Source organism: Salinivibrio sp. IB643 (assembly GCF_001996105.1).
GTDB lineage: Bacteria > Pseudomonadota > Gammaproteobacteria > Enterobacterales > Vibrionaceae > Salinivibrio > Salinivibrio costicola.
The window spans coordinates 52,502-78,934 of the sequence record NZ_MUFF01000027.1; the positions used below are offsets into that span (position 1 = coordinate 52,502).

At 48.4% G+C, this 26,433-nt stretch carries 23 protein-coding genes and 1 pseudogene; 9 read left to right on the plus strand and 15 right to left on the minus strand.

Going from position 1 to position 26,433, the window contains the following annotated elements:
- Nucleotides 1–80: 80 nt before the first annotated feature.
- From BZG77_RS11685 to BZG77_RS11695, 3 genes are all read right to left on the minus strand, one after another.
- The gene (locus tag BZG77_RS11685; protein ID WP_241844149.1) at nucleotides 81–1,079 is read right to left on the minus strand and encodes a ChaN family lipoprotein; all 999 of its coding nucleotides are present in this window, start codon (nucleotides 1,077–1,079) and stop codon (nucleotides 81–83) included.
- Nucleotides 1,079–1,921: a 23S rRNA (guanine(745)-N(1))-methyltransferase gene (rlmA, locus tag BZG77_RS11690; RefSeq protein WP_021023991.1), complete on the minus strand. Its 843-nt coding sequence runs from the start codon at nucleotides 1,919–1,921 to the stop codon at nucleotides 1,079–1,081. The genes BZG77_RS11685 and rlmA overlap by 1 nt, the downstream gene beginning before the upstream one ends.
- Before the next feature lie 128 nt (nucleotides 1,922–2,049).
- Entirely contained in the window at nucleotides 2,050–2,550 is a 501-nt protein-coding gene (locus BZG77_RS11695; protein WP_021023992.1) for a YfbU family protein, read from the minus strand.
- Between the two features lie 171 nt (nucleotides 2,551–2,721).
- Between BZG77_RS11695 and BZG77_RS11700 the strand changes: the two genes are divergently transcribed.
- Together BZG77_RS11700 and BZG77_RS11705 are read left to right on the plus strand one after the other, a co-directional pair.
- On the plus strand, nucleotides 2,722–3,387 hold the full coding sequence (locus tag BZG77_RS11700; protein WP_077647364.1) for an energy-coupling factor ABC transporter permease: 666 nt from the start codon (nucleotides 2,722–2,724) through the stop codon (nucleotides 3,385–3,387).
- A 230-nt stretch (nucleotides 3,388–3,617) separates the two neighbouring features.
- Nucleotides 3,618–4,805: an MFS transporter gene (locus tag BZG77_RS11705; protein WP_077647365.1), complete on the plus strand. Its 1,188-nt coding sequence runs from the start codon at nucleotides 3,618–3,620 to the stop codon at nucleotides 4,803–4,805.
- A gap of 93 nt (nucleotides 4,806–4,898) precedes the next feature.
- On the opposite strand, the gene focA is transcribed toward BZG77_RS11705, so the two are convergent.
- Nucleotides 4,899–6,353 carry a formate transporter FocA gene (focA, locus tag BZG77_RS11710; RefSeq protein WP_077647366.1) on the minus strand — a complete coding sequence of 485 codons (1,455 nt, stop codon included), beginning with the start codon at nucleotides 6,351–6,353 and terminating at the stop codon, nucleotides 4,899–4,901.
- A gap of 197 nt (nucleotides 6,354–6,550) precedes the next feature.
- Here focA and BZG77_RS11715 point away from each other — a divergent pair, with 197 nt between their 5' ends.
- Nucleotides 6,551–7,456, plus strand: coding sequence for a LysR substrate-binding domain-containing protein (locus BZG77_RS11715; RefSeq protein ID WP_077647367.1), 906 nt, complete (start codon nucleotides 6,551–6,553; stop codon nucleotides 7,454–7,456).
- A gap of 103 nt (nucleotides 7,457–7,559) precedes the next feature.
- Here the strand turns inward: BZG77_RS11715 and pflA are convergent, their stop codons facing one another.
- A complete protein-coding gene (gene pflA, locus BZG77_RS11720; RefSeq protein ID WP_021023997.1) occupies nucleotides 7,560–8,300 on the minus strand; it encodes a pyruvate formate lyase 1-activating protein in 741 nt (246 codons plus the stop codon).
- 330 nt (nucleotides 8,301–8,630) lie between these two features.
- Here pflA and BZG77_RS11725 point away from each other — a divergent pair, with 330 nt between their 5' ends.
- Nucleotides 8,631–10,250, plus strand: a complete 1,620-nt coding sequence (locus BZG77_RS11725; protein ID WP_077647368.1) for a methyl-accepting chemotaxis protein — start codon at nucleotides 8,631–8,633, stop codon at nucleotides 10,248–10,250.
- Between the two features lie 64 nt (nucleotides 10,251–10,314).
- Here BZG77_RS11725 and pflB read toward each other — a convergent pair whose 3' ends face one another.
- Nucleotides 10,315–12,591, minus strand: coding sequence for a formate C-acetyltransferase (gene pflB / locus BZG77_RS11730; protein WP_077647369.1), 2,277 nt, complete (start codon nucleotides 12,589–12,591; stop codon nucleotides 10,315–10,317).
- Between the two features lie 133 nt (nucleotides 12,592–12,724).
- Complete coding sequence (locus BZG77_RS11735) at nucleotides 12,725–14,236, minus strand: DUF3360 family protein (protein ID WP_077647370.1); 1,512 nt, start codon at nucleotides 14,234–14,236, stop codon at nucleotides 12,725–12,727.
- 496 nt (nucleotides 14,237–14,732) lie between these two features.
- On the opposite strand from BZG77_RS11735, the gene BZG77_RS11740 reads away from it, so the two are divergent.
- From BZG77_RS11740 to BZG77_RS11760, 5 genes are all read left to right on the plus strand, one after another.
- The gene (locus tag BZG77_RS11740; protein ID WP_131826154.1) at nucleotides 14,733–15,893 is read left to right on the plus strand and encodes a tetratricopeptide repeat protein; all 1,161 of its coding nucleotides are present in this window, start codon (nucleotides 14,733–14,735) and stop codon (nucleotides 15,891–15,893) included.
- A 413-nt stretch (nucleotides 15,894–16,306) separates the two neighbouring features.
- Nucleotides 16,307–17,077, plus strand: a complete 771-nt coding sequence (locus tag BZG77_RS11745) for an ABC transporter ATP-binding protein (protein WP_077647372.1) — start codon at nucleotides 16,307–16,309, stop codon at nucleotides 17,075–17,077.
- Between the two features lie 84 nt (nucleotides 17,078–17,161).
- Nucleotides 17,162–17,938, plus strand: coding sequence for an ABC transporter substrate-binding protein (locus BZG77_RS11750; protein ID WP_077647373.1), 777 nt, complete (start codon nucleotides 17,162–17,164; stop codon nucleotides 17,936–17,938).
- 38 nt (nucleotides 17,939–17,976) lie between these two features.
- Nucleotides 17,977–18,717 carry an ABC transporter permease gene (locus BZG77_RS11755; RefSeq protein ID WP_077647374.1) on the plus strand — a complete coding sequence of 247 codons (741 nt, stop codon included), beginning with the start codon at nucleotides 17,977–17,979 and terminating at the stop codon, nucleotides 18,715–18,717.
- A gap of 6 nt (nucleotides 18,718–18,723) precedes the next feature.
- The gene (locus tag BZG77_RS11760) at nucleotides 18,724–19,401 is read left to right on the plus strand and encodes an ABC transporter permease (protein WP_021024004.1); all 678 of its coding nucleotides are present in this window, start codon (nucleotides 18,724–18,726) and stop codon (nucleotides 19,399–19,401) included.
- A 119-nt stretch (nucleotides 19,402–19,520) separates the two neighbouring features.
- Here the strand turns inward: BZG77_RS11760 and xthA are convergent, their stop codons facing one another.
- The 8 genes and pseudogenes from xthA to BZG77_RS15050 all read right to left on the minus strand — a co-directional run.
- Nucleotides 19,521–20,324: an exodeoxyribonuclease III gene (xthA, locus tag BZG77_RS11765; protein WP_077460109.1), complete on the minus strand. Its 804-nt coding sequence runs from the start codon at nucleotides 20,322–20,324 to the stop codon at nucleotides 19,521–19,523.
- A 133-nt stretch (nucleotides 20,325–20,457) separates the two neighbouring features.
- A complete protein-coding gene (locus BZG77_RS14760; RefSeq protein ID WP_077460110.1) occupies nucleotides 20,458–20,658 on the minus strand; it encodes a hypothetical protein in 201 nt (66 codons plus the stop codon).
- A gap of 481 nt (nucleotides 20,659–21,139) precedes the next feature.
- On the minus strand, nucleotides 21,140–22,504 hold the full coding sequence (locus BZG77_RS11775) for a TrkH family potassium uptake protein (protein ID WP_077647376.1): 1,365 nt from the start codon (nucleotides 22,502–22,504) through the stop codon (nucleotides 21,140–21,142).
- A 1-nt stretch (nucleotide 22,505) separates the two neighbouring features.
- Nucleotides 22,506–23,159, minus strand: coding sequence for a potassium channel family protein (locus BZG77_RS11780; protein WP_077647377.1), 654 nt, complete (start codon nucleotides 23,157–23,159; stop codon nucleotides 22,506–22,508).
- 15 nt (nucleotides 23,160–23,174) lie between these two features.
- Nucleotides 23,175–24,476 carry a TrkH family potassium uptake protein gene (locus tag BZG77_RS11785; protein WP_241844150.1) on the minus strand — a complete coding sequence of 434 codons (1,302 nt, stop codon included), beginning with the start codon at nucleotides 24,474–24,476 and terminating at the stop codon, nucleotides 23,175–23,177.
- Between the two features lie 150 nt (nucleotides 24,477–24,626).
- On the minus strand, nucleotides 24,627–25,331 hold the full coding sequence (locus BZG77_RS11790; protein ID WP_077647381.1) for a response regulator transcription factor: 705 nt from the start codon (nucleotides 25,329–25,331) through the stop codon (nucleotides 24,627–24,629).
- Nucleotides 25,332–25,333: 2 nt separating this feature from the next.
- Nucleotides 25,334–26,257: a sensor histidine kinase gene (locus tag BZG77_RS11795; protein WP_077647378.1), complete on the minus strand. Its 924-nt coding sequence runs from the start codon at nucleotides 26,255–26,257 to the stop codon at nucleotides 25,334–25,336.
- 10 nt (nucleotides 26,258–26,267) lie between these two features.
- Nucleotides 26,268–26,433, minus strand: a pseudogene (locus BZG77_RS15050) (IS3 family transposase); the annotation flags it as partial.

Below are 26,433 nucleotides of genomic sequence, written 5' to 3' on the forward strand. Positions count from 1 at the left end.
ACCGGAATGCGCCGCTCACCCAGGCAACACACGCCGACCCCAGGGTCGGCGTTTTTATTGGTCGGTGATGTATGCGTGGCTTAACGACACTGCGGCGCGCCTTGCCCTTTCATTTGGCTAACTGCTTCGCGCATTTCATCCATCGACTGCCAGCGCTGGGGCAAAGGCATGACTTTTAAGCGAAGATCCTTGGCGTTGTCGGCAAGCTTTGCTTGATCACTCACCGCGGTGATCAGTGCAATGGTCAGGTCGGGATTTCGCGCTTTTAATTGTGCGGCTGTTCCTAAGCCTTCGGCAATATGAAAGCGGCCTGCGATGTGGACTATTTGGGTATCTGGGTGACGGGCGTGATAATCGACCATGCTTTCTGCCATGGTGGCATCCCAGGCGAGTTGCGCGGCAAATTGATCGTCGGTTTGAGTGGGAGTGCCATGATGCATGTTGGCTTTAAACTGACGTTTATAAGGTGAGTCTTGGGTATCAATCGTTGCGGCAAACCACTGACGCTGCTGGTCCGGCAATTTTTCTAAGTAAGCCAAACCTTGTCGACCAATACAGCTAACCATGCGTTTAGGGGCGTTAGCGGCAATCACGTCAAATTGACGCTGTTTAGCCAGCTCGATCAACGGGCGATAGCTGCCATTGTAGTTGTCCCATGCATTGGCTCGACGCTTAAGCGTGTCTTCGCCAATGTCGCCGGCAAGGTATTGATTCACCACTGGCTGGGCATCACGACTGAATTGCTCCATGGAAAGCGCGACAGAATGACGTGAGGCAAGCTGGTTGAGCAACTCGGCTTGAAAACGGTGCACCCCAGGATGGCTGTGCCATTCACCAATCAGAACAATATCCGCTTTTTCGACGTTATCAGCCACTTGATTCAAGCTAAGTGACTGCCCTTGGGCGGTGGTCACCTGATAATCAAATAAGGTATTGATAGACGCCGATGTCGGTTGCGATGCCATTGCGACACTGACGGGGCCTAGTACTAAGCTGGCCGCCAATAGCCACTGCGTGGCACGCAGTGGCAAAAAGCGGTCAATCACGCCCTTTTTTGTCCATGTTGAGCAAGTGTGCATCACGCTTCTCCTTTGGCCGAGTCAATCTCTGTGTGATGACGATACACACGCAAGGTAAAGTCGGCTTCACAGTGAAAGCCGTTGGCATTGGCTAATGTTTCACGCCATTCATCGGAGGCGCGCCAGGCAAGCGGTGTCATCTGCAGCAGGGTGAGGGCTTGCTCGCCTGTTAATGTCATCGGGTAATGCAGTGAGCGCTCACTTTCAAGCTGGAAACCGGGCAGGGCCTCTGCTGGCGTTTCGTGTAACCGGACCTCATCATAGATACCCGCCTTAAGCTGAAATAGATGACGTGGACCTGGCGTGACGGTGACAACAACGCCACCGGGCTTGATAACACGATCAAGCTCGTCGCCATTGCAGGGCGCATAAATACGCACCACACCGTCAAGGCTGTTGTCGGCAAACGGCAAGCGTTGCGATGAGGCGACCGAAAACTGACATTGTGGATACCATTTCGCGGCATAGCGCACGGCGATTTTGGCGATATCCAGCCCATAAATAGACCACTGTTGTGCGGCTGTCTGATCGGCGATGGCGTGGGTGTAATACCCTTCACCACAGCCCACATCCAAGATTGTCTGGTGCTCGCCATTCAGTGCCTGGGTGAGGGCATCAATCATCGCTTGGCGCATGGGCGCATAATGACCAGCGTTTAAAAATGCGCGGCGGGCTTGAGTCATGGCTTTGTTGTCGCCCGGATCTTTGGAGCGTTTAAATTGCACCGGTAATAGGTTGAGGTAGCCCTCTTTGGCGCGATCAAATTGATGATTGGCAGCGCAATAAGCACCACGTGGCTTGGCTTGCAGGGGCTGTTGGCATAGCGGGCATCGATAAATCATGGCAGAGTCTGTGTCTTGTCTTTGATGCGCTTAAGGGTACGGGCTTGTGTGACGTTCGACAAGTTTGCGCCGTGAGAAATCAAAAAGCCGCCCACAAGGACGGCTGCATTGTTACCTTTTCCCTTTCACTAGGCGGCGAGGATCTTTTCGATCTCGGTTAGGCTTAAGTGAAATTGACGCGGGCACTGACGCCAAACGTCGAGCATACGACGGTATTTGTCACGCATTGGCATTTGACTGTTAAAGCAGTGCTCCCCTTGATCAAACTGCGGATAGAGCCCCTCAGTATCGACTAAAAAGCGTACATAATGCACCAAAGCCCCTTCGGTTGCTGCGTCAAAGCCCCAGAACTGCACGCGACGTGGCGATAATGCCGCTTGGTTGGTATCGTCAAGGAGGTGATAAGAGGCCTGCATCGCATGGTGCATTTCCATGATATCAATCACTTCGCGGCATTGGGTTTCGCAGAGTGCTTCAAACTGGCTGATCACCTCGGCCATTTGCAACGCGTAGCCGCGCTCAATGATGGTTTGTAGGCGACGGTACTTTTCGCCATTAGAGGGATCGAGGTGGCACATTAACTGGTACTGGTTAGATAAAATTAAACGTTGTGCAGGGGTCATATCCATTGCGGTTGGCCTCTTAACTCTCGAAGTTACAATAGTCGTTCATCAAACGATGAGGGTATGGACAGAGATTAGCAGCTCTTTATCGCTGAAATCTTGATCTGAGCTATGTCCGTAGCACGTTTTTCACCCGCATAAGGGATTGGGTAAAAGATCGTTCATGAAGGGGATGTTATGTTTGAGTGGGCTGATGTCAGTGGTTGGCAATGGATAGGTTGGTTAGGCTGGGCAGGGGTATTATATGGAACCTATCCACGTGAGTTTTTTCCTAAACTGCGCCAGGAAGTGGGTTATCAGCATTTAGCGTTTTCATCGGCGGTGGTGCTGTTTGCGCTTTGGGCGTTGCAGGCGGGGATCAAAGAGGGGCTCGATATCCACTTTCTGGGCGTGACCACGTTAGCTTTATGCCATGGTTGGCGCATTGCCATTTGGATTACCACCGTGCCGCTGGCACTGATGGGGCTCTTTGGTTTTGTCCCCGTCGCTGATATGGGGATGATGGCGCTTACCACGGCGATACTGCCTATTGTGTTCAGTTATGCGATTTTCGCACTGAGCTACCAGTATTTAACCCGCCACCTTTTTATCTATATTTTTATTGCGGCGTTTATCGGTGCGGCGCTGACCATTGTGTTCCAGTTATCAGTGACCTCGCTCTGGTATTGGGCTGCCGATCGTCACAGCTGGCATGAGATTGTGCATAACTACCTGCAAATTGCGCTATTGATGTGGTTTCCCGAAGCGCTGCTTAACGGCATGGCGGTGACGGTGATGGCGGTGTATCGCCCCCATTGGTTACGCACCTTTTATGATCGCGAGTATTTATCGCCTGAGCGATAAAAAAAGACGTGACACCTGCTGACAAAGTCGTTAAAAAAAGCGGGCAGGTGTTACGTTTATCTCTCTGACTTTATGGCGTTTTTATCTATAGGCGTCCGTGAATCCTTCCATCAAAATTTTTTATCATCAGCAAAGAAATTACTCGCTTTACCTTGGCGAAAAGCGGCGTCATAGTGCGCGCGTCTCGGCCCGTTCGTGCCTGATTTCTCCAATATAATGAGCGTACTTAAATGAACAAGACTTCCTCTGTGTCTCATGGTGTTTGCGTGACTCCGTCGGCTTTCCCTTGGGTGCCGTTGGTGAGTTTAACCGGCTTTGCGATTGCCAGTGGCTATTTGATGAGCTTGATTCCGCTTGCCCTTGCACCTTTGGGGTTGGCGCCGCATCTGGCCGCATGGCTAGCCAGTGCGTTTTACGCCGGTTTGTTATTGGGTGCGACGTTCAGTGCACGTATTGTTGCGACGCTGGGGCATCGCCGTGCGCTGGTGATGTTTTTGGGTATTGTGCTGCTCTCCATTACTGCCATGGCGGCGATTAAAGGGCAGGGCGTCTGGTTGCTTGCGCGCTTTGTGGCCGGTGTTGCCATTGCCGGTGTCTTTGTGGTGGTTGAGTCTTGGTTGCTGATGGCCGATTCTGATCGCCAGCGTGCGAAGCGATTAGGTTTTTACATGGCGGCTTTGTACGGCGGTAATGCTTTAGGGCAGCTCGGCGTGGGCTATGTCGGTGTGACCGGCAATCAGCCTTATTGGCTTATTGGTGGACTGATTACGCTTGCGATCATGGTGCCTTTGTTTGCACGTCATGGGGAACCTCGCCGTGAGGAAGGCCATAGTGCACGTTTAGGCTCGCTCAAATCTTTGCGTAAAGCGGCCTATATTGGTTGCTTGGTGTCTGGACTGACACTCGGTGCCGTTTATGGCCTATTACCACTGTATTTGGCTGAGCGAGTCAGTGATCACCAACAAGTGGGCGCTATGATGGCGCTCGTCATTGTCGGCGGGATGGCCGTACAGCCCGTTATTGGTCTGGTATCGGCAAGAATGAGTAAAGTGCTGCTGATGACATGGCTATGTGTGATTGGCACCGGGGCTGTCGCCTTAATTGCTTTTGCGGGCAGTCAATGGCAAATGGGGATCGGATTAGTTGTGTTGGGTGCCGCTGTGTTTGCGATTTATCCTGTGGCGATTACCTATGCCTGTGTTGGGCTGGCCGCTGAGAAAATCGTGGCGGCCACCGAAGTACTGCTGCTCGCGTATAGCGTCGGCTCCGTATCAGGCCCGTTGCTGGCAGATAACGCGTTTTCTGGCACCAATGGTTTGATGACCTATTTAGCCGTTTGTTTGTTAAGTACGGCGGTTTATATGTTGGTAATGTATGTGAAAGAGCGTCGTCAAATGCCCGACCTCAGTGCGGCTTAACATCGTTCAGAACAGATAAGGCAACAAACGATAAAGCAAACGCCCCAGTCATTGGCTGGGGCGTTGTTGTATGAGGCTTAGCGTCTCTGTCTATTACGCGGTGACGAGTCCTTCTTTGGCGTCTGCTGGCAAGATATCCATGGCATTACCATACAAGGGCGCTAGCGCTCGGACCACATCGGCACGGGTAATCACACCAACCAGCTGATTATCGCGCATCACTGGATAGATGTAAGGACGCGAGACCGTCTGTGTTTTTGCGCGCTCTAGTGCGGATTGGGTGGTAAAGCGCGTGGCAATGCCCGCATCACTGACCGGATACAGCACTTGGTTGTCAATGCTCATGTACTGCGCCAGTTCAATCACGGATTGGTCTGCCTCAACGGTCTGCACCTCCGTGCGCATTAAATCTTCGACTTTGGTGTCCATGTCGGGTTGGTAATCGTTCCACCATAAATCAACAAAGACATCTTGCACCGAGAAAAAGCCAACCAATTCATTTTGTTTATCGACGACAGGCGCACCTTGCAACTGATAGCGGTTGAGTTGCTCTAATGCATCGGCCACAAACTGGTGGCTTTGCAAGGCACAGTGGGCAGACTTCATGTTTTTTTCAATGGTTAAGGTTTCTTGGGTCATAGTGGGTCTCTCAGAATAATTCGCAGACGGTAGCGTCAATGAAGAAATTTGCGCTGTTTTGTTTTCTCTCTCAGGATTAATAATCAGCCAGTACCCCATGCCGACAAGGCCAGCGCCGCCGACAATATTGCCGAGCGTGACGGGGATTAAATTGGCACTGATGAATTGGATCAGGTTAAGGTCATTGAAAGCAGCCGGTGAACTCCCTACTGCTTGCCAGAAACTGTCGGGCGCGAAAGTAGCAATGCTCATCCCCAGTGGCACCATGAACATATTGGCGACACTGTGCTCAAAGCCGGTGCTGACAAACATGGCCACGGGAAGAATCACCATCACTGCTTTGGTCAGTGGATTTTGCGACGTGAAGGTCATCCAAATCGCAAGGCAAACCAGCAAGTTACACAACACCCCTAACGCAAAGGCCTGTATCCAACTGTGATGCAGCTTGTGTTGGGCCACGTGTAATGCGTTTAATCCCCATTGCCCATCGTCAAGCTGGTATAGCCCTGCCACCATCACGATAAACACCAACAGTAGGGCGCCGCACAAGTTGCCAAAATACACTCTTGCCCAGGTATAGAGCAGGCCGCGGGTTGAGATCTTGCCATTGGCACGCGCCAGCATAGACAACACTGTGCTGGTAAATAGCTCTGCACCGCCAAGCACCACCAATATTAAGCCCATGCTAAAGGCAAGCCCGCCCATCAACCGGGTCATTCCCCAGCCGGCGTTACTGCCCGTGGTTACCGTGAGGTAGAACACGAAAGCCAGTCCGATAAATAAGCCGGCCATCATGGCTAGCCCAACCGCCATCCGGGTCGATTTATGGGTTTTACTCTCTGCATAGGCTTCAGCGTTGGCAAGCAATGCAGCGGGGCCCTCCGTTTTAATTGGGGTAGGACTTACCATGCGTTGTCTCCTCTGTCGGCACTATTTGCCCGAGGGGAAAGACAGGTCAACATACAGGTTGTACTCCTTTTTAGACGTAATGTGAATAAAACCAGCCTATTCTTCTCTCTATCAGGAGTAAAATTGATATTGCTTAGGGTAAGAATCATAAAAATTGATAGGGTATTGCCATTAAAGCCAGACAGTAAGGAGCCTGGATGCGGTACTCATTGAAACAGTTGGCTGTGTTTGAAGCGATCGCCGCGACCGGCAGTGTAAGCCGAGCGGCCGACCAGTTAGCGTTGACGCAGTCGGCTACCAGTATGGCCCTGTCGCAGCTAGAAAAGTTGTTAGGGCGGCCATTATTCGAGCGACAAGGCAAGCAAATGCAGCTCACCTACTGGGGAGCCTGGTTGCGACCCAAAGCACACCAACTCTTGTTTGATGCGCAACAGATTGAGGCAGGGTTTGATGGACAGCACATTATCAGTGGCGATATTGCCTTAATTGCCAGTCAAACCGCAGCAGAACACCTTATTCCAGACCTTATCAGTATTATTGATAGTGATTTCCCCGAGCTGCGAATCGACTTTACCGTGAAAAACACCGAGAAAGTCATTGATAGTGTGCGCCGTTATCAGCACGACTTGGGGATCATTGAGGGGCGTTGCGATGATAGCCGCTTAAAGCAGCATGTATGGTGCCATGACCACCTTGTGGTTGTGGCGGGGAAGCACCATCCTTATGCGCAGCGTGATCAGGTAAGCTTGGCGCAACTTGAACAAGCGCAGTGGGTATTGCGAGAGCCGGGTGCCGGGACACGACATAGTTTTGATAGTGCGATTCATGGCGTTATCGAAGATCTTGATGTGCGGCGAGAATATGAGCAGGTGCCTGTGTTGCGTACTTTGGTGGCTAACTCCAATTACCTAAGCTGCTTGCCCTATTTAGATGTTGAAAAGTGGATTGAACGCGAGGAGCTGGTGGCGCTGAACGTGCCAGAGCTCAATATGCGTCGAACACTGTCTTTTATCTGGCGAGCGGATGGCGCAGATAACCCTTTGCGTGACTGTATTATTCGTGAAGCCATTAGGATGACGAAAGCCCGCCGGCGCGAGATGTAAGTCGCGAGACAGAGGTATAACGACGTGAAAAAAGTATAAAGACGCGAAAAAAAGCCGGCCACAAGGTGACCGGCTGATGAGTGGTGCGCAGAGGTGCATCGGATTAATACATGACGTTATGACCATAACTGGCAATAATGTTTTTGACGTTATCCATCATTTCTTTTGATGGTGTGCCCACGTCTTTTAACTCATATTCGTAACCCAGCGCTTCCCATTTATGTTCACCAAGCTGGTGATAGGGGAGTAATTCCACCTTTTCGATATTGTCCATGCCTTTAATGAACTGACCTAAGCGGTGCGCGGAATCATCGTCATCCGTATAGCCGGGCACTACGACGTAACGAATCCAGGTTTTTTGTCCAATTTTGTGCAAGTAGTTGGCAAAATCGAGCGTGCGGCGATTCGATACGCCTACTAAGTCTTCATGAACCTCATCATTGAGCTGTTTTAGGTCCAGCATGACCAAATCGGTTGCATCAAGCACTTCATCAATCACGGGCGTGTGCTTACGGATATAGCCGTTGGTGTCTAAGCAGGTATGAATACCTTTGGCTTGTGCGGCCTGGAAAAAGTCTCGGACAAACTCTGGCTGTAACATAGCTTCGCCGCCCGATGCGGTGACCCCACCGCCTGATGCGGTGATGAAGTGGCGATAGGCCAATACATCTTTCATGATCTCATCGACAGTGACTTCTTTCCCGCCATGAGTATCCCAAGTATCGCGATTATGGCAATACTTACACCGCATCAAGCAGCCTTGCATAAAGACAATAAAACGTATCCCAGGGCCATCTACGGTCCCACAAGATTCAAAGGAATGGATGCGACCAATTGCCGACATAACTGTCTCCAGACTGCGAATTGCGATACTGTCATTTTATTACAAAAACCGGCCTCAACGTAAGGAAATTCCCCTCTTTTTCGCACTCTCTTTGTGAACGTTACTGTGGTGTTACACCTCTGTCTTTGGGTTGATCACAGTTCCAGTTTTCTATGCCAGCACACTGAGAGCTAATCCAGATAATCTCCATGTTGTTTTTGTGTCTTCTGGCTTTTTTGTCCAAACTAACGTGCGACATGCAGAGTTACTCATACACGGCCTTCTAGGCTGCATGTGAGCTTAATAGAGCCGAGTATCAGGCTAGGATCAACAGCAAACGCAGGATATATAATGAAAAACATCAGTGATCTGAGAGTGAAAAATAAGCTTGTTGCGCTCATGTTGATAGCCATTGCATTGCTGGTTGCGATCAGTATGTTCACTATCCAAAAAGAGCGTGATCAAGCTTATGCCGAGCGAACCGCTTCGCTAAGGGCCAATATAGAAGTGGCGCAAAGTGTGGTGAATTATTACCGTCAGCAGGCGTCAAGAATCGGCGAAGAGGAAGCTAAAACGCAGGCGATCGCGCAACTGAACCAGCTTCGTTATGACGGCGATAACTATTTTTGGGTGCTCAAGCCTGATCTCACAATTGTTAACCACCCGATAAAGCCCAAGTTGAATGGCACCAGTGCGAACAGTTTGACCGATGGCGACGGCAAGCACCATTGGCGAGAAATGGTGACAGTGAGCAAAGGGTCACAAGGCGGTGTACTGGATTATACTTGGCGCTCACCTGAAGGTGAGATGAAGCCTAAAATCTCTTATGTGAAACGCGTAAATGGTTGGAACTGGATTATTGGCTCGGGCACTCATGTGAGCGATATTGAAGCGCAGTTTATCCAGTCAGCGTGGCAAATTGGTGGGTTAACGCTTATCGCGGGGGTGATCCTGTTAGTTTGTGGTGCGTTTGTCAGTCGCGACATCGTTGTGCCGTTAGATGAATTGGTCGAAAAGTTTGATCGGATTGCGGGTGGGGACTTACGCATTGAGTGCGGCTATACCCGTCATGATGAAATCGGTAAATTGGCGCGGCGTATGGATACAGCCATGGGGAGTGTTCGTGAAGCTATGCGTGTTGCCCATGATGAGGCGAAGCAGTCTTCTACTATGGCGTCGTCTATTGCATCAGCGAGTGAGCAGAGTGCACAAAGTATTCAATCTCAGCGCGCGCAACTCGAGCAACTGGCAACGGCGATGAACGAAATGACAGCAACTGTCGCTGATGTCGCGGATCACGCAGAACAAACTGCGCAAGCCACGAATGATATTTCCTCGATGGCGGAAGATAGCAATCATAAATTGGATAGCACGGTAGCTAGTATCCGTGAAGTTGCCGAACGTATCGCTGGGGCAGATAAATTGGTCAATCAGGTCAAGCAAGGCGTGATGGAGATCAGTGATGTCGCGACGGTTATTCAAGGGATCTCTGAGCAGACCAATCTATTGGCCCTAAACGCGGCGATTGAGGCGGCACGTGCCGGTGAGCAAGGTCGTGGCTTTGCGGTGGTGGCCGATGAAGTACGCTCGCTGGCGCAAGGTACGCAAAAATCAACTACGCAAATCCAAGGCACGATAGAAGCGCTGACCAATAACGCGATTGAAGCGGCAGAGGCGATGAAATCAAGCCATACGTCCAGTGAAGCCAGTGTAGAAACCGCGCTTGAAACTCAGCAGCAGCTTAAAGATATGGTGAGCGCCCTGCATGGCTCTAATGATCGCGTGGTACAGATTGCAGCAGCAGCTGAAGAGCAGGGGACGGTGTCTGAAGAAATGAATCAAAATGTGAGCAATATTCATAACTCGGCGAACGAAGTCAGTGGCGCGGCCTCTCACCTTGCTGAGCAAAGCCAGCTGCTGGCAGATTCCGCGCGAGAGTTGGATAGACAATTGGATCATTTTGAAGTGTGATTCTAATAAAAACCGCCAGCATTTGCCGGCGGTTTTTCTTTAGGCGTTAACCCTTATTTATCTCTTACAGTGAAGAGGTAAAGGTACGTGTAATGACGTCTTGTTGCTGCTCTTTAGTCAGCGAGTTAAAACGTACCGCGTAACCAGAAACACGGATAGTCAGCTGAGGATAGTTCTCAGGATTTTCCATCGCGTCTAGTAGCATTTCACGGTTCATCACGTTCACGTTCAGGTGCTGGCCGCCTTCTTGACCGCTTTCATGGTGGAAGTAACCATCCATTAAGCCCGCCAAGTTCGCGCGTTGGGTGTTTTCGTCTTTACCCAAAGCATTTGGCACAATAGAGAAGGTATAAGAAATACCGTCTTTAGCGTGAGCAAATGGCAGTTTACCGACAGAGGTCAGTGACGCAACCGCACCTTTCTCATCACGGCCGTGCATTGGGTTCGCACCTGGACCAAATGGCATACCCGCTTTACGACCATCTGGCGTATTACCGGTTTTCTTACCGTATACCACGTTTGAGGTGATCGTTAGGATAGACTGAGTCGGAACCGCATCACGGTAAGTTCTCAGTGAGCGGATTTTGTTCATGAAGCGTTCAACCAGGTCACAGGCAATCGCATCAACACGCTCATCGTTGTTACCAAACGCTGGGTATTCACCTTCGATATCAAAGTCGATAGCAATACCGTCTTCGTCACGAACTGGCTTCACTTTTGCGTACTTGATTGCGGCCAATGAGTCAGCAGCAACCGATAGACCCGCAATACCACAGGCCATAGTGCGATAAACATCACGATCGTGGAAAGCCATCAATGCCGCTTCATAGCTGTACTTGTCATGCATGAAGTGGATGCTGTTCAGCGCAGTCACGTACTGTTTCGCTAACCAATCCATCAGGTGATCCATGCGGTCCATGACTTTGTCATAGTCCAGCACTTCGTCAGTCATCGCTGGGTGCTCTGGCGCAACTTGGATTTTCAGCTTCTCGTCAATACCACCGTTGATGGTATAAAGGAGCGTTTTAGCCAAGTTGGCACGGGCGCCAAAGAACTGCATTTGCTTACCAACGATCATCGGTGATACGCAACAAGCGATCGCGTAGTCGTCAGATTCAAAGTCAGTGCGCATCAGATCGTCGTTCTCGTACTGAATAGACGAGGTATCGATAGACACTTTGGCACAGAACTTTTTGAAGCCTTCAGGCAGTTGCTCAGACCAAAGCACTGTGATGTTTGGCTCTGGGCTTGGGCCCATGGTGTACAGGCTGTTTAGGAAACGGAAGCTGGTACGAGAAACCAGAGTACGTCCGTCTAGGCCCATACCGGCAACAGATTCGGTGGCCCAAATTGGGTCGCCAGAGAAGAGATCATCATACTCAGGCGTACGCAGGAAGCGTACCATACGCAGTTTCATGACGAAGTGGTCAATCAGCTCTTGCGCTTGTTCTTCTGTGAGTTTACCGGCTTCAACATCACGCTGTAGGTAGATATCAAGGAAGGTAGACGTACGACCGAGCGACATGGCCGCGCCGTTTTGTGTTTTAACCGCACCCAGGTAACCGAAATAGGTCCACTGAATCGCTTCTTTTGCGTTTTCTGCTGGGCGAGAAATATCACAGCCGTAAGACGCTGCCATTTTTTTCAATTGGCCCAACGCGCGGTGTTGTTCTGCAATTTCTTCACGCAGTTGCATGGTCATTTGCAGATCTTCGCCGCTTTCAAATTTCTCTTGTAGAGAATCGAATTGCGCTTTTTTGTCCGCCATCAGGAAGTCGATGCCGTATAAAGCAACGCGACGGTAGTCACCGATAATACGGCCACGGCCATAAGCATCAGGTAGACCTGTCAAAATGCCTGACTTACGACACTTGAGGATGTCAGGGGTGTAAATATCGAAAACCCCTTGGTTGTGAGTCTTACGATGTTCGGTGAAGGTTTTCTTTACTTGCGGATCCAGTTCGCGGCCGTATGCGTCACACGAACTTTGAACCATACGGATACCGCCATTAGGCAGCATAGCGCGTTTTAGCGGTGCGTCGGTCTGTAGACCAACAATCTGCTCCAGATCTTTCTCAATGTAGCCGGCATCATGAGAGGTCAGGGTAGAAACCACAGACGTATCAAAATCAATCGGGGCATGCGTCGCGTTTTCTTGCTTGATGCCTTCCATCACGCGCGCCCACAGTTGGCGAGTCGCGTCAGTTGGCTCAGAAACTAGGAATGATTCGTCACCCTCATAAGGGGTATAGTTTTTTTGGATGAAGTCGCGAACGTCAACGGCTTTGCTCCAGTTACCTTCAACAAATCCTTCCCATGCATTGGAATTGTGCTCAGACATGTTGCACCTACCTGTTCTCTTTTCAAAAAGACATGTGTTGGGACCAAGGTCAGTCATAGTGTTGTGTCAGTATGGCTGACTCTGTGACCCATCGATTTATCCGGATGCCCCGCCCGAAAGCGGGGCCGTGTTATTACAATAAAGGTGGAATGCCGGGAATCATTCCGACTGCCAACATAGCAGCCACACAAATGATCACTGTGGCGGTTGGAATCACCAGACGATCGATAGTCGATAGCGTACCAGGACGCTCTTTATCACCGATAAGACCGTTGTTGTCCAAGAGCATAGTGACTGCCCAACCAAAGACTGGGTTAACAGCCATGGAGGCGAAAATACAAATACCGGCTGATTGGCTAGACTTCGCGTCTTTAACCATTTGCATCCCTGCTTCAAGAAGCGGCAGGAACACTCCTGATAATAGTGCAATGGTCATCACCGGTGGCCAGGTTGCTACATCCATTGGATAACCAATCAAGGCAACCGCAATACATAACAGACCTAGGATAATGGCCCCGCCAGGAATCGGGCGACGAGCAATCGCTGCAGGAATCATATAAGTGCCCCATGAGGATGTGATATTACCCCCACCGACTGATGCCCCAACGATTTGGCGGATAGAACACCCTGTCATGGTGTCATCCACGTCCATCAATACCTTTTCGGCCTTTTTCGGGTAATTAAGTTCCTGGAAAATACGGTGACCAAGAAAGTCTGGCGACCACATCGCTACCGCGAGCAGAGCAAATGGTAGTGACGCAAGAAAGTGCGATAGGGTTGGTAAGCCCATTTGCCAACCTTGCTCGGTTGATCCCCACCAGTAAACCGGGTTTAGGTTTGGCACACCCGGTTGTGTCACAAACTCTAGTGATGAGCCGGCACCTAATGCGGTAGCAATCAATCCACCGGTAACGGCACAGACAGGAATCGCTAACCAGCGTTTACCAATGCGAGCCAAAAAGGCATAAATCACAATGGATACGGCCAGAATAACAATGGATATATAGCCCATATCAATGGCAGCACCCCAGGCTAGTAAGCTCTCAATTTGACCTTTTGCCCCGCCAAAGCCCAAGAAAATCAGCAAGCCACCCGCTACCCCTTGGCTGGTTAGGTTCACTAATTTAGACCCGCCTTTGACATAACTGAGTATCAAGCCAAAGGCACCGATTAGGATCCCCAAGGCGAGAGGATGTGCGCCGGCGAGCGCGATGGTCCCGACAAGCGGGATCATTGGCCCATGGTTACCGGCCAGGTTAGCGCGTGGATTGATAAATCCGCATAAAAGGACACAAAAAAGGAGTGCGGGGATAAGCATTTCAACCCGCGCGACCTCAACAGCAAACGCTTTACCTAAAGTCACATGATCCCACGCGGCGGTTAGCCCCTCAGCCCATGACATCATCACTGCAGAATACATAGCGATAATGCCGATGGTACCGGCCAGCGCGGGAACAAGATCCTCAATTTCAAAACGGAAGTCACGGCCAGGCAGGTTCAAGCCCCAACGGCGCGGACGCATAATTTGTAGTTCGTGATTCAGGTAGTCAGCCCGGGAGGCAAATGAAGAAGCCGGCTTGTGCTTCTTTTGATATTCGCTCTTTTCATCGTGACTCACACTGCGGTCTTGAGCATGTGTTGCCATAATTTCCTCGTCTACAGAAAGCAAAAGCTTTCGAAACAGCGACTTAGCCAGTCTTGGTTTATTTTTAACGCTGGCCTTGTGGCCGTGTTCTGTTTCGTTATCAGCATGCTAACAACTGGGTGATTCCCGAATGTTGACTTAGATCATTACCGTGTAATTTTTTTACGTGCTACGCCGGTGTTTACCGAGATTCTAGACCCATTATCGCGTTCACAATCCGACTAAAGTCGCTATTTTGTAATTTAATTACCAATAAGGGCGGTAAATACGTGCCACAAAACAGCAAGATAACGACGTTATTGTGTGGCTTTTCGCCGAGTTTGTTGTGAGCGCATGTTAACAAATAAAGACAGCAAACGTTTGTTCGCTGTAGTGAATAAAAAAGATAGGTTATAGTCGAGGTGTTGTCTTCTAAAAATGGATTTTCATGTTGCGATGCTTATGTTTGTTTCCCGTTGAGTCTCGAATGCTTGTTTTTATTAATCGTCGACTTGCAATGATGCTTCTGTTTTTACTGTCATTCGCGACGGCGCAGGCGGCAGAAATAGCGGACGTAAGTGCCTCTATCGAGCGTGGAAATTATCAGCAAGCTCTGAAGTTGTCAGCGGCGTTACTGGCGCAGCAAGGCGATCAAAAGCTTGTGTCACCTCAGCGCGCCGAACTCTGGCGCTTACAGGGCATCAGCTATCTCTATCTTAATCAGCGTGCCGAAGCTTATCGTGCCTATCAAAACGCGTTAGCTTTGAACTCACTGTCAGAAGCCAGCGAAGAGGATGCACTTGCTGCCGTGATCCGTTTGGCCTATCGGGTCAATCAATATGATGAGGTGTTAAATTATGCGCGCCAACTCAGTGAGCACCATCATTTATCCCCCGCCTCAGGCCGTCTTGCGATGCAGGCTGCTTATTCTTTGTCGCGATTTGATGTGGCGATTGATTATGCCAACCAGCTTCAAGAACTCGACGCACTTGATGCCTTTGTATTGCAAACAAAGGCGCTGAGTGAAATGGTGTTGTCGCGTTATGGTGCCGCGGCGGCGACGTTTGATCAGTTCGTGAATGCGGCTGATGTGGCGCCCAAGTGGCTCGAGCAAGCCGCGCGTGCGCATGTTAAAGCGGGGACGCATCGCACTGCTCGGCAATATTTAGCAAGGGCCAGGGCGGATATTGCGCTATACCGAGCGATTGCTGTTTCTCGACTTGATTCCAACGAGGCTGAGCAGGCGTTATTGTACTGGCAGCAGGGGCTACAGCAGCTTGACCGTCTAGCAACGCGTGATGAGCAGTTATTTATGGTGCAATGTCTGATCAAAAATAATCAGCGTGTAGCGGCTCTGAATCGAATTAGTGAAGTGAATTTAACCCAGCCGGATAAACAGACGTTGAAGTTGCAGGTAATGCTGGCTTATCAATTAGGCCATTGGAAAGAGGTCATTGATACGGCGCAAGTGGCACTGTCTTATGGGTTGAAAGACGATAAGATGCTTTGGCAGTGGCTGGCCATTAGTGCGATTAAAGCGGGTGATTACACGCTTGCCGACTATGCACTCGACCAATGGCAAAGCAAGGATCCGTCTGAGCTTGTCGATCGCTGGCGAGACACGCTTGAACTGCTTAAAGCAAAACGTGCAACACGGCGTGACAGTCGCACCTCGTAATCCGATCCAGTAGGTGTCTATTATTGAGTACAAGAGTGTCTTCTAAGAGAAAAGAAACGCCTTTTGGTTCACAGTTTTGTCACCTGTTTTTTGTCGAAAAAATAAAATCAATTGCATCTTTATCCTCTTTTATCCTCCTTTTTATTTTGTCTTTATCAATAAAAACAATCTTTTTTCTTGCGTTTGCCTCTACACTTATTGTGGTTGAGGACTCAGGCATCGCGGGTAGTCGCCCACAGACTGAGTGTTCATTTTTTCAGCATTAAATATTATGTTTGACTTTTTATTCAGTAATAGTGACTATAATAAAACAGATTTAAAGGTTAACAAAATGTTGCCCCTCAAGAGAAGGGGTGATATTTTCAATTGATAAACTCAATATAATAATTATTACGGATGATAGGAGTTAGCGCATGACGGATGCAGTAGCGCTACAGGTTAAGTCACTTAAAAAAAGTTTTGGGCAGCATCAAGTGCTCAAAGGCATTTCACTCGATGCCCACCGCGGCGACGTCATCTCGATTATCGGGTCTTCCGGGTCTGGTAAAAGTACCTTTTTGCGCTGTATTAACTTACTTGAAACCCCTACTGGCGGTGAAATTTGGGTCAATGGTGAATTGATCAAAATGAAAAATAACCGTGCAGGCGATCCGGTGCCCGTCAGCGATAAACAAGTACAGCGCATTCGCTCTCGTCTGGCGATGGTGTTTCAGGGGTTCAATCTATGGTCGCACATGACGGTGCTGCAAAATGTGATTGAAGCGCCAGTGCATGTGCTCGGCGTGCCCAAAGCAAAAGCGATTGAAGATGCTGAAGCCTTTCTCCATCGGGTTGGCTTATACGAGCGCCGTGACTACTATCCCGGCCACTTGTCAGGCGGCCAGCAGCAGCGTGCTGCCATTGCACGGGCGCTTGCCGTCGAGCCAGAAGTACTCCTGTTTGATGAGCCAACCTCCGCGCTTGACCCTGAGTTAGTAGGAGAAGTGTTGGGCGTGATGCGCTCATTGGCCGAGGAAGGGCGAACCATGTTGGTGGTCACCCATGAAATGAGTTTTGCGCGTGATGTCTCCAATCACGTGATGTTCTTGCATCAAGGGTTAGTGGAAGAGCAGGGCAATCCGAAAAAACTGTTTGATGCGCCTGACTCGGAGCGTCTGCAACAGTTTATATCCTCGATATACTAATTAATTAAATAGAATTATCAATAGCATAACTATGCATTAGGGCCTTTGCCCACATAAGATCGTTAAACGACAGGAGAAAGGAAGATGAAAAAATGGCTAGTTGCCGCCGCCGTGATGGCCGCAGTTGGGTCAACCTCCGTTGCAGCCAAGGATTGGAAGGTCGTACGTTTTGGTATTGAAGGCGCCTACCCTCCTTTTAGCTGGACCACAAACGAAGGTGATCTCAAAGGTTTTGATGTCGATATGGCCAATGCGCTGTGTGAGGAAATGCAAGCCAAGTGTAAGATCGTCGCGCAAGATTGGGATGGGATCATTCCGTCACTGCTGGCGCGTAAATACGATGCCATTATCGCGGCGATGTCGATCACAGAAGAGCGTAAAAGAAAGGTAGATTTTACCAATAAATACGCGTTAATCCCGAACAAGTTTGTGGCCGAAAAGGGCACGGATCTCACCTTCACCAAAGAAGGCCTCGACGGGGTGAAAATTGGTGTACAGCGTGCAACCACACACGACAAATATCTTACCGACAACTATGGCGACGCGGTTGATATCGTTCGTTACGGTACGTTTGATGAGGCCTATCTTGATCTAAAAGCGGGTCGTATTGAATCCATTTTGGGTGATGCTTCCGCTTTGCAGCAAGGGCTTCTCGATAAAGAGGGTGGCGATGAATTTGAATTTATCGGCCCTTCTTTGACTGATCCTGAATGGTTTGGCGAGGGCTTTGGGATTGCGACACGCAAACAAGACAAAGCGCTGACTGAGAGACTTAATCAAGCAATTGATTCATTACGTGAAAAAGGCGTGTATGACGAGATTGCTGCCAAATACTTCGACTACGACGTTTACGGCGAGTAAAAGGCAGGCGGGCAGCATGAAAGTGCTGCCCGAATCATATGATTGATTTGAAAGGTTACGAGTGGTCCCTGCTTGAAGGCGCATGGGTGACCCTTCAGGTTGCGCTATTATCACTGGGCTTGGCCATGTTACTCGGGATGCTCGGGGCGCTTGCCAAATTATCTAAATTGGGTTGGTTGCGTGGCATTGCGACCGTCTATACCACGGTGATTCGTGGGATCCCTGATTTGGTACTGATGATGCTGATTTTTTACGGCGGTCAAATGCTGCTCAATAACAGCTTATACGGCATGAATGAATGGCTCAATGAGTATATAGCGGGCCAGAATCCTAGCCACGAATGGACGTCTTATTTGCCGGATTACATCGATGTTAGCCCGTTTATCGCCGGGATCTTAACCATTGGTTTTATTTTTGGTGCTTACATGGCTGAAACCTTTCGGGGGGCCATCATGGCGGTCGACGCCGGCGAGATGGAAGCCGCGCGCGCCTATGGTATGAGCAGTAGTTTGGCGTTTCGCCGCATCTTGTTGCCACAAATGATCCGCCATGCGCTGCCAGGGTTTGGTAACAACTGGTTGGTACTGTTAAAAACCACCGCGCTGGTGTCCATTATTGGCTTGGATGACATGGTACGTAAAGGCGCGTTGGCAGCCGGCTCGACCCAAATGCCATTTACGTTTTACTTTACCGTTGCGCTTATTTTCTTGCTCTTTACCAGCATCTCGACCACCGGGCTGCGTTGGATGGAGCGTCGCTTTAGTATTCATACGCGGTAGGTGACTATGGATTTTTCACTTGTACTCGAAACCTGGCCGATTTATCTCGATGGCCTTTGGACGACCGTATGGCTGGTGGCCTCCGCGTTAGTGATTGGTTTGCTGGTGGCCGTGCCTGTCGCCGTGGCGCGCAATGCACAGTTTCCGCTTTGGCGTTACCCTGCGTGGGCGTTTATTTACTTTTTTCGGGGGACGCCGCTACTGATCCAACTGTATTTGATTTACTACGGCCTAAGCCAAGTGGTAAACGTTGAAGACTCATTGTGGCAACATGCATGGTTTTGTGCGCTCGTCGCGTTCGTCCTCAACACTGCAGCGTATACCGCTGAAATTATTCGTGGTGCCATCAATGGCTTGCCCAAAGGAGAAGTGGAAGCGGCGATTGCTTATGGTATGAGCCCGTATAAAGCCTTTTCGCGGATCATTCTGCCCAGTGCGATGCGCCGTGCTTTACCGGCATACAGTAACGAAGTGGTATTTATGCTTCACGGCTCGGCCGTCGCCGGCATTATCACCATTGTTGATCTCACTGGGGCGGCTCGGATTGTGAACTCGCGTTATTATGCGCCCTTTGAATCTTTTTTGACCGCGGGTGTGTTCTATATGGCGCTGACATTTAGCATCCTATGGATGTTCCGCTTAGCAGAGCGTCGCTTTTTACGTCATATGCGGCCCTTGAGCTAGCGGTTATAGGCATATCGCAAAATGACAAACGCCACAGCATGGCCATGCTGTGGCGTAATAATATTAAGCGGCATCTTAAGCGACATTGTTAAGCGCGCTTGCGCGGCCAATTCGAGGGCTTATTTAAAGGTGGCCCAAATTGGCGCGTGATCGGAGGGTTTTTCAATGCCGCGCAGCTCGTAATCAATCCCCGCATCAATACAGCGGCTGGCAAGATCTTGAGTGGCTAACACCACATCAATGCGTAAGCCACGGTTATCATCAAAACCGCGCGAACGGTAGTCAAACCACGAGAACTGATCATTCACCGCTGGATGTAGGGTGCGGAAGGTATCCACGAAGCCCCAATTCATCAACGTCTCTAACCACTCACGCTCTTCAGGTAAGAAAGAGCACTTACCGGTGCGTAGCCAGCGCTTGGCATTGTGATCGCCAATACCAATATCGTCGTCTTTAGGGCTGATGTTGATATCGCCCATGACCACCAGGTGTTCGCTGGGATCACGACCCTCTAAATAGGTCATCAAATCTTGGTAGAATTTACGCTTGGCAGGAAACTTGGTTTCGTGGCTACGGTTTTCCCCTTGGGGAAAGTAACCATTGAGAACGGTGACAGGTTGGCCATTTTCGCCTTCAAACGTGGCCATAATCATACGGCGTTGGGCGTCTTCATCATCGGTTGGAAACCCTTTTTGTACGCTGATTGGCGACTTTTTGCATAGCATCGCCACACCATAGTGCGCTTTTTGGCCATGAAAGTGTACTTCATAGCCCATGGCTTCGACATCGGCGAGTGGAAAGGCATCATCGTGCACTTTAGTTTCTTGCAACCCGATCACGTCAGGCTGGTGTTTTTCAATTAAGGCTTGCAGTTGATGTAAACGCGCTCGAATACCGTTGATATTAAAAGAGATGATTTTCACGTGTGAGGCTGCCTTTGTTGTCTTATTGATAGTAAGACACTTTACCAGCTTCGTTCAATGAACGGAAAGGCGGCCTCAATGCAATGCTCGGCGTATGGTGACGAGGATGCGTGATACGTGTAATGGGGGGAGATTAGCTTGCGATCGAAAAGGCGCCTAAGCACTCACCTTGACTAAAAATCGCGCCTTCTTGGGTGCAGGGGTCAAAACGCAGGGTAGGTTGAGACAAAACAGGAAGACGATGAAGCAAATGCTTGAGGATAATATCCCCGTTAAACTGATGGATCACGACCTGCCAGTTGGCAAGGTTGGGAAGAGCAAAATTAACTATCAATGGCATTCCTTACTGATTTAAATGTGGTTGATGGTGTTTGTGGTTGTGTTTGCGCACGGCGCAAATGATACCAGTGACGTAGTCTGCCGTTAGTGGCGGCCATATTTTATCTCCATGAGTTAAATGATTATTGCTCTGCCCTCAGTGGTTATCCATCATGGGCCGAATGAATGCGTCGGCCTCTTTAGGGTGAGCGATCAGCATTAATACAGTGATCCCCACGAATGAGAGATAGCAAAAGGGCGTTTAACGGGTTATCAATGTAGGAAAAAAGCGAAAGTGGAATACTGCAGAGAGTCTATGCGGGAAATAGCGTGGTCTGTCTCGACTTTGACTTGATGTCTTATGATGCTCCGTATCTAGAGCTTTGGCCACACTACAGCATTTTTTTACGATGTAAAGGGTTTTAACCAATAATTCTTTGGTATTGACGACCACCAACGCGGCACATCAGCACCGCGTTAATGATTCTAGCGCTCGCTTATCCTATCGCCAGCTTTGTCTCGGCATAGCGTAGCTTTTTCTTTCTTGGGCTGGCTAAAAAGTAAGCCAAAGTTAGCGGACCCAGTCGGCCAGCAAACATCATAAAAATGATAATAAACTCACCTACATCAGATAATGACCCAGTGAGCCCTCGTGAAAGGCCTACCGTTCCTAATGCGGACACGGCTTCAAACACCACATCCGCCATTTCTGCGCTTTCACTCAACAACAAGCAAAAAATAGCGAACCAAGTCATCCCTATCGAGATAAGAGACAGAGCTAACGCTTTACTGACGGTGTCTCTGGCTATTTCACGTTTATAGACGTAAATCGCTTCATCACGACGTAAAAATGCATATGTTGCCAAAACAAGTACCATAAAGGTGACGACTTTTATGCCACTAGCGGTACTTAGCGATCCTCCTCCAATAAACATTAGCACCAAGATAATGGCGGTGGTTGCATCCTCGAGCTGATCAATAGCCAATGTATTAAAGCCAGCGGTACGCGGTGTTACTGCTTGAAACCACGAAGCAAGCCATTTTCCAGATTCACTCAAGGGAGCCAGTGTATTGGGGTTGTCGTATTCAATGAGGTAAATGGCAATTAACGCTACACCATTAATTAAACATGTCCCTATAATCATCATTTTGCTGTACACCGTGAGCTTTGACCAACGCCGATGACGCCGCAAGTCGATCCATACGGTAAAGCCTAAGCCCCCGATAATAAAGAGCGCAGTAATGGTCAGATTGACTGTAATATCATCGACATATGGCATTAGGCTATCGGCGCTGAGGGCAAACCCTGCATTATTAAATGCACTGATGGTGTAAAAAAAGCCGTGGAATAAGCTGTCACTCCAACCTAGCTCGCCCTGCCAGCGCAGTGTGAGTATTGCCATCCCAATCACTTCAACCAGTAGCGCGAAAACAAGTACCGACTTAGCTGTCGAAGTAAGTGTTGATGCGTCTGTCTGATTGAACGCCTCACGCGCGACGGTTCGCTGTAAGAAGCCAATTCGTCCGCCCAGCGCAATTAACGTCACAATGGCAAAGGTCATTAAACCCAGCCCACCACACTGGATAAGCAATGCAATCACCGTTTGGCCAAACATGGTGAATTGGGTACCTGTATCAACAACAACAAGCCCAGTCACTGTCACTGCTGAGGTTGCTGTAAATAGGCTTTGAATCCAAGAGATAGGCGCAGTCGTTGCGAAAGGTAATTTTAAAAGACATGTTCCTAATAGAATCAACAATGCAAAGCTACCACTTAGAATCAGCGGTGGTGCACCTAACAGTTTCTTACCCGCTTTCGGTTTACGCTCTACGGGGCTAATAGAGGGATGCCATAACACCATGTCACACTAACCTCGGGGCAATATATTTCAGTTCGGCTCGGGTTCCACACAAAAGTAATTGATCGCCTTTACGCAATTCAAAGCCTGTATCTAACCCCGTGATTACCTCTTGACCGCGCTTAACCAGCAATGGCGTGATGCTCGTCCGCGCATCGCCAAGTGCATGTGCAATTGTCCTATCATGAAGTTTGGGTTTTATCTCAATTTCTACAACGTACAAGCCATGACCAATGGCAAGATAATTATTAACCATTGGATAGTTTAAAGACTGGGCAACACGTATGCCCATTTCTTCTTCAGGATGAATAATACGAGACACGCCTAGTTTAGAGACAATCGTATGGTGCGCTTTGGTACTGGCTTTAACCCAAATATCTTTGACACCTAGGTTCTTTAACGCAAGCGTACACAAGAGACTGGATTGCATATCTTCTCCAATCGCGACAAGCACAGCATCACTGTTTGCTAAATCAAGTTCGCGTAGTGCATTTTCGTCTGTGGAGTCACAAATAACCGCTTGGGTCAAATCTTCCACATATTGCTCAACCATTTTAGAATCTTTATCGACCCCGGTAACGGTATGACCAAGGTGAATAAGCTCTAGGCTCGCTGCGATACCAAAACGACCTAACCCAATGACAGTAAAATGTGCCATAGCATGATAACCTTATTATATTTTCCAAAAATGGGGTAATAACATAGCTAGAACCGTAAAGTACTCTAGCCGACCAAGAATCATTGCCAAATTAAGCAACCATATCCCAATATCACTTACAGGCTGGAAATTGCTACCTACATCACCAAAACCAGGGCCTAATACATTAATACAAGCGACAACAGCAGTGAACGATGTCCAAAAATCAAGCCCAGTCATCATCATTAAAATCGTAAACACAACCGTGGTTAATACTACCAATGACATAAACGCCATAATGGCATTGGTAACATCAGATGACACGGCCTTATTTTGGTATCGAATTGGGWTCACTGCACGCGGATGTGAAAGCTGTTGGATTTCACGACGTATCACTTTAAATGTGATGATATCTCGAATGATTTTATTACCACCTGCTGTTGAGCCAGAGCAGCCGCCAAGATAAGCACAGAAAACTAAAAACAATGCAGTTGCGGCCGGCCACGCACCTAAATCAGCAGCGCCGTAACCAGTACTGGTAATAAAAGACACGACATGGAAAAGTGCAAAGCTTACCGAGGATGCCAATGATGGGTAAGTTTCGGTTTTATAGAGATAGAGGCCTAACACACTCCCCAAAAAAAGAACAATGAGTACGAATATTCTGGCTTCTTCGTCTTGAATGTATAACTTCACGCCTTTTGCACCGCGCTGAAAAACACGAAAATGCAAACCAAAGTTGATAGCCCCTAACAGCATAAAAACATTCGCAATCATTAAAATGCTATGGCTTTCAAAATACCACATGCTAGCATCATGCGTTGAAAAGCCACCGGTAGAGACGGTTGTAAAGCTGTGGCCTATGGCGTCAAAGAGAGACATGCCTGAGACGTAATAAGAAAGAGCGCATAATGCCGTAATAGATAAATAGACTCCCCATAGATAATGGGCGGTTTTTGTTATCCGAGGAGAAAGCTTGTCGTCTTTTATTGGGCCAGGTGTTTCTGCTTTAAGGAGACGCATTCCGCCGACATTGAGCATCGGCAAGACCGCCACAACAAAAATAACAACACCGAGCCCACCCATCCATTGTAGAAATTGACGATACATTAAAAAAGAAGGCGGCATTGCGTCTAGGCCTGATAAAATCGTAGCACCTGTTGTGGTTAATGCACTGATAGATTCAAACACCGCATCAGTAAAGTTAACGCCGGTCACTGAATAAATGGGTAATGCACCGAGAATACCAGTTACAACCCAAGTCAAGGTTGCGAAAATAAGTGCTTCTCTAAATGCTACATTATCTAGTGTTTCTCTTCTGAAGAAGAATGAGATCAAAAACGACACAAACAATATTGCGGTGGCTGGGCCAAAAAAAGTTTAGATATATGATCGTTAAATAAAAAAAGCGACAACAGGCCAAAGACAAACTGGACAATGCCCATCCATAGAATGGGCATCGATAATAAACGAACGGTGCTTTTAGGGTTAATCATGGTCATCCTCGTTAACACAAAGGCGATAACCAATGCCAGGTTCCGTTTTTATTATGTTGTGTTGACTTGCGTCCTCACATATCTTTTTTCTTATCTGACTGACTAAAACACGCAGATAATGGTTGTCTTGCCTGTGTGTCTCACCCCAAATTGAGATGAGAAGGTCATCTTTTTTTACTAAACAGCCGTTTCCTTCCATCAGTATTTTCATGAAATGAAACTCTTTCTTCGTTAACGAGACTAAACGAGAGTGATACCAAAATTGATGGCTTGACAAAGATAGACTTAACTCACCACACTGAATGAGGTCCTCGGTTTTCTTTGAAGGCGCGATTAAATCTCTAACGAGCACTTTTATTCTTACAATGAGCTCTTTCACGCCAAATGGCTTGCTTATATAATCATTTGCACCGGCTTCGAGTAACGTAATTTTCTCTTCTTCCTGATCGCGTGCGGTGAGAATAATAACCGGTGTTGTATGTCCTTTTTCTCGAATGTGATTGAGTAAAGAAATACCTTCGCCGTCGGGTAAGCCTAAATCCAACACAATCACATCGGGGGACTGATGCTGAATAACACTTAATGCACTCTCTAATGAATATGCACCGAGATAATCAAACCCTTCTGCATTCAGTGATATTCGTACAAATGTATGGATTTGTTTTTCATCATCAACCAATAATACGCGGTATGCCATCATTACTCTCCACCATCCACAGGCAAACGAATTCTCATTAAACAGCCTATTTCTGAGTGTGCTAACTCAATCCTGCCCTGATGTGCCCGTATAACTCCATTAGCAACCGCCAGCCCCAGCCCTGATCCACTGTCGCTTTTTTTATCCTCGTGCGTTGTATAAAAAAGATCAAATATCTTATGTGCATGTTTTAGGGGGATCCCTTCACCCTGATCTTTTATATCGATGTATATATTGTTTGATTGACTATATACATGGATAGTCACAATGGTGTTTGCCGGAGAATATCTTAAGGCGTTATCAATAATATTAAACAGGGCCTGTTCTATTAGTGCACGGCTAACCGGCACAGTAGGAGATTCAGTGCTGGTAATTTTTACTCGTTCAGGCTCATGACACCGAGAGACAGAAACATTTATAACATCGATGATGTTTTCAGCGTTTTTATTGATCACTAAGCTACCGTGTTGCAATTTAGTTGCTTGCAGCAAGTTCTCTATGTAGTGATGTAGGCGGTGGCTTTCTTGCGTCGCGCTATCGAGTAGCTCATTTCTTTCTGTATGCGACAGTTTATTCATATACGCTTGCAACGTTGTCAAGGTACCAATAATTGTCGCTAACGGGGTACGTAAGTCGTGTGAAACGGAGAGTAAGATGCTATTTCTTAATCGAGTTTGCTCTAATTCATCACGTTGTTGGCGGTAAAAGTGTGCTATGTAACTTGTCACGCCAGCGACCAACATAAATACCACCAAATTAATGACGTCAGTGACGTCGCTCATTTGTAAAGAAAAGCGCGGGGCGGTGAAAAGAAAATTAAAGCTCAGTGCTGCCACTAAAGATATCGGCACAGCCAGAGAGGGGCCAGATTGCAGGGCAACAATGGCCACGGCGAGTTGAAGAAGCAGTAATACGGCAATCGTCACTGTGTAGTGGTCAAGAAAAACTGGCCACCAGTTTATAGTTAATCCAGTATTTTTCCTCTGCCACGTTCGGACTCATACCGCTATTATGCTGATGTGGCCTAAGTTGGCTGTAATACCCGATTAAATATTTCAGTATATGCGCTTGAGCCTGCGAAAATGAACGGTAACCATAAGTC

Excerpts from the sequence above, each read along its gene's own strand:
- BZG77_RS11695 (WP_021023992.1), bottom strand. The coding sequence starts at position 2,550 with ATGGATATGACCCCTGCACAACGTTTAATTTTATCTAACCAGTACCAG.
- BZG77_RS11745 (WP_077647372.1), top strand. The coding sequence starts at position 16,307 with ATGACGGATGCAGTAGCGCTACAGGTTAAGTCACTTAAAAAAAGTTTT.
- BZG77_RS11775 (WP_077647376.1), bottom strand. The coding sequence starts at position 22,504 with ATGGTGTTATGGCATCCCTCTATTAGCCCCGTAGAGCGTAAACCGAAA.
- BZG77_RS11715 (WP_077647367.1), top strand. The coding sequence starts at position 6,551 with ATGCGGTACTCATTGAAACAGTTGGCTGTGTTTGAAGCGATCGCCGCG.
- BZG77_RS11700 (WP_077647364.1), top strand. The coding sequence starts at position 2,722 with ATGTTTGAGTGGGCTGATGTCAGTGGTTGGCAATGGATAGGTTGGTTA.
- BZG77_RS11705 (WP_077647365.1), top strand. The coding sequence starts at position 3,618 with ATGAACAAGACTTCCTCTGTGTCTCATGGTGTTTGCGTGACTCCGTCG.
- rlmA (WP_021023991.1), bottom strand. The coding sequence starts at position 1,921 with ATGATTTATCGATGCCCGCTATGCCAACAGCCCCTGCAAGCCAAGCCA.
- BZG77_RS11685 (WP_241844149.1), bottom strand. The coding sequence starts at position 1,079 with ATGCACACTTGCTCAACATGGACAAAAAAGGGCGTGATTGACCGCTTT.
- pflA (WP_021023997.1), bottom strand. The coding sequence starts at position 8,300 with ATGTCGGCAATTGGTCGCATCCATTCCTTTGAATCTTGTGGGACCGTA.
- BZG77_RS11790 (WP_077647381.1), bottom strand. The coding sequence starts at position 25,331 with ATGGCATACCGCGTATTATTGGTTGATGATGAAAAACAAATCCATACA.
- BZG77_RS11780 (WP_077647377.1), bottom strand. The coding sequence starts at position 23,159 with ATGGCACATTTTACTGTCATTGGGTTAGGTCGTTTTGGTATCGCAGCG.
- BZG77_RS11740 (WP_131826154.1), top strand. The coding sequence starts at position 14,733 with ATGATGCTTCTGTTTTTACTGTCATTCGCGACGGCGCAGGCGGCAGAA.
- pflB (WP_077647369.1), bottom strand. The coding sequence starts at position 12,591 with ATGTCTGAGCACAATTCCAATGCATGGGAAGGATTTGTTGAAGGTAAC.
- BZG77_RS11760 (WP_021024004.1), top strand. The coding sequence starts at position 18,724 with ATGGATTTTTCACTTGTACTCGAAACCTGGCCGATTTATCTCGATGGC.
- BZG77_RS11750 (WP_077647373.1), top strand. The coding sequence starts at position 17,162 with ATGAAAAAATGGCTAGTTGCCGCCGCCGTGATGGCCGCAGTTGGGTCA.
- BZG77_RS11725 (WP_077647368.1), top strand. The coding sequence starts at position 8,631 with ATGAAAAACATCAGTGATCTGAGAGTGAAAAATAAGCTTGTTGCGCTC.
- BZG77_RS11735 (WP_077647370.1), bottom strand. The coding sequence starts at position 14,236 with ATGGCAACACATGCTCAAGACCGCAGTGTGAGTCACGATGAAAAGAGC.
- BZG77_RS11755 (WP_077647374.1), top strand. The coding sequence starts at position 17,977 with ATGATTGATTTGAAAGGTTACGAGTGGTCCCTGCTTGAAGGCGCATGG.
- focA (WP_077647366.1), bottom strand. The coding sequence starts at position 6,353 with ATGGTAAGTCCTACCCCAATTAAAACGGAGGGCCCCGCTGCATTGCTT.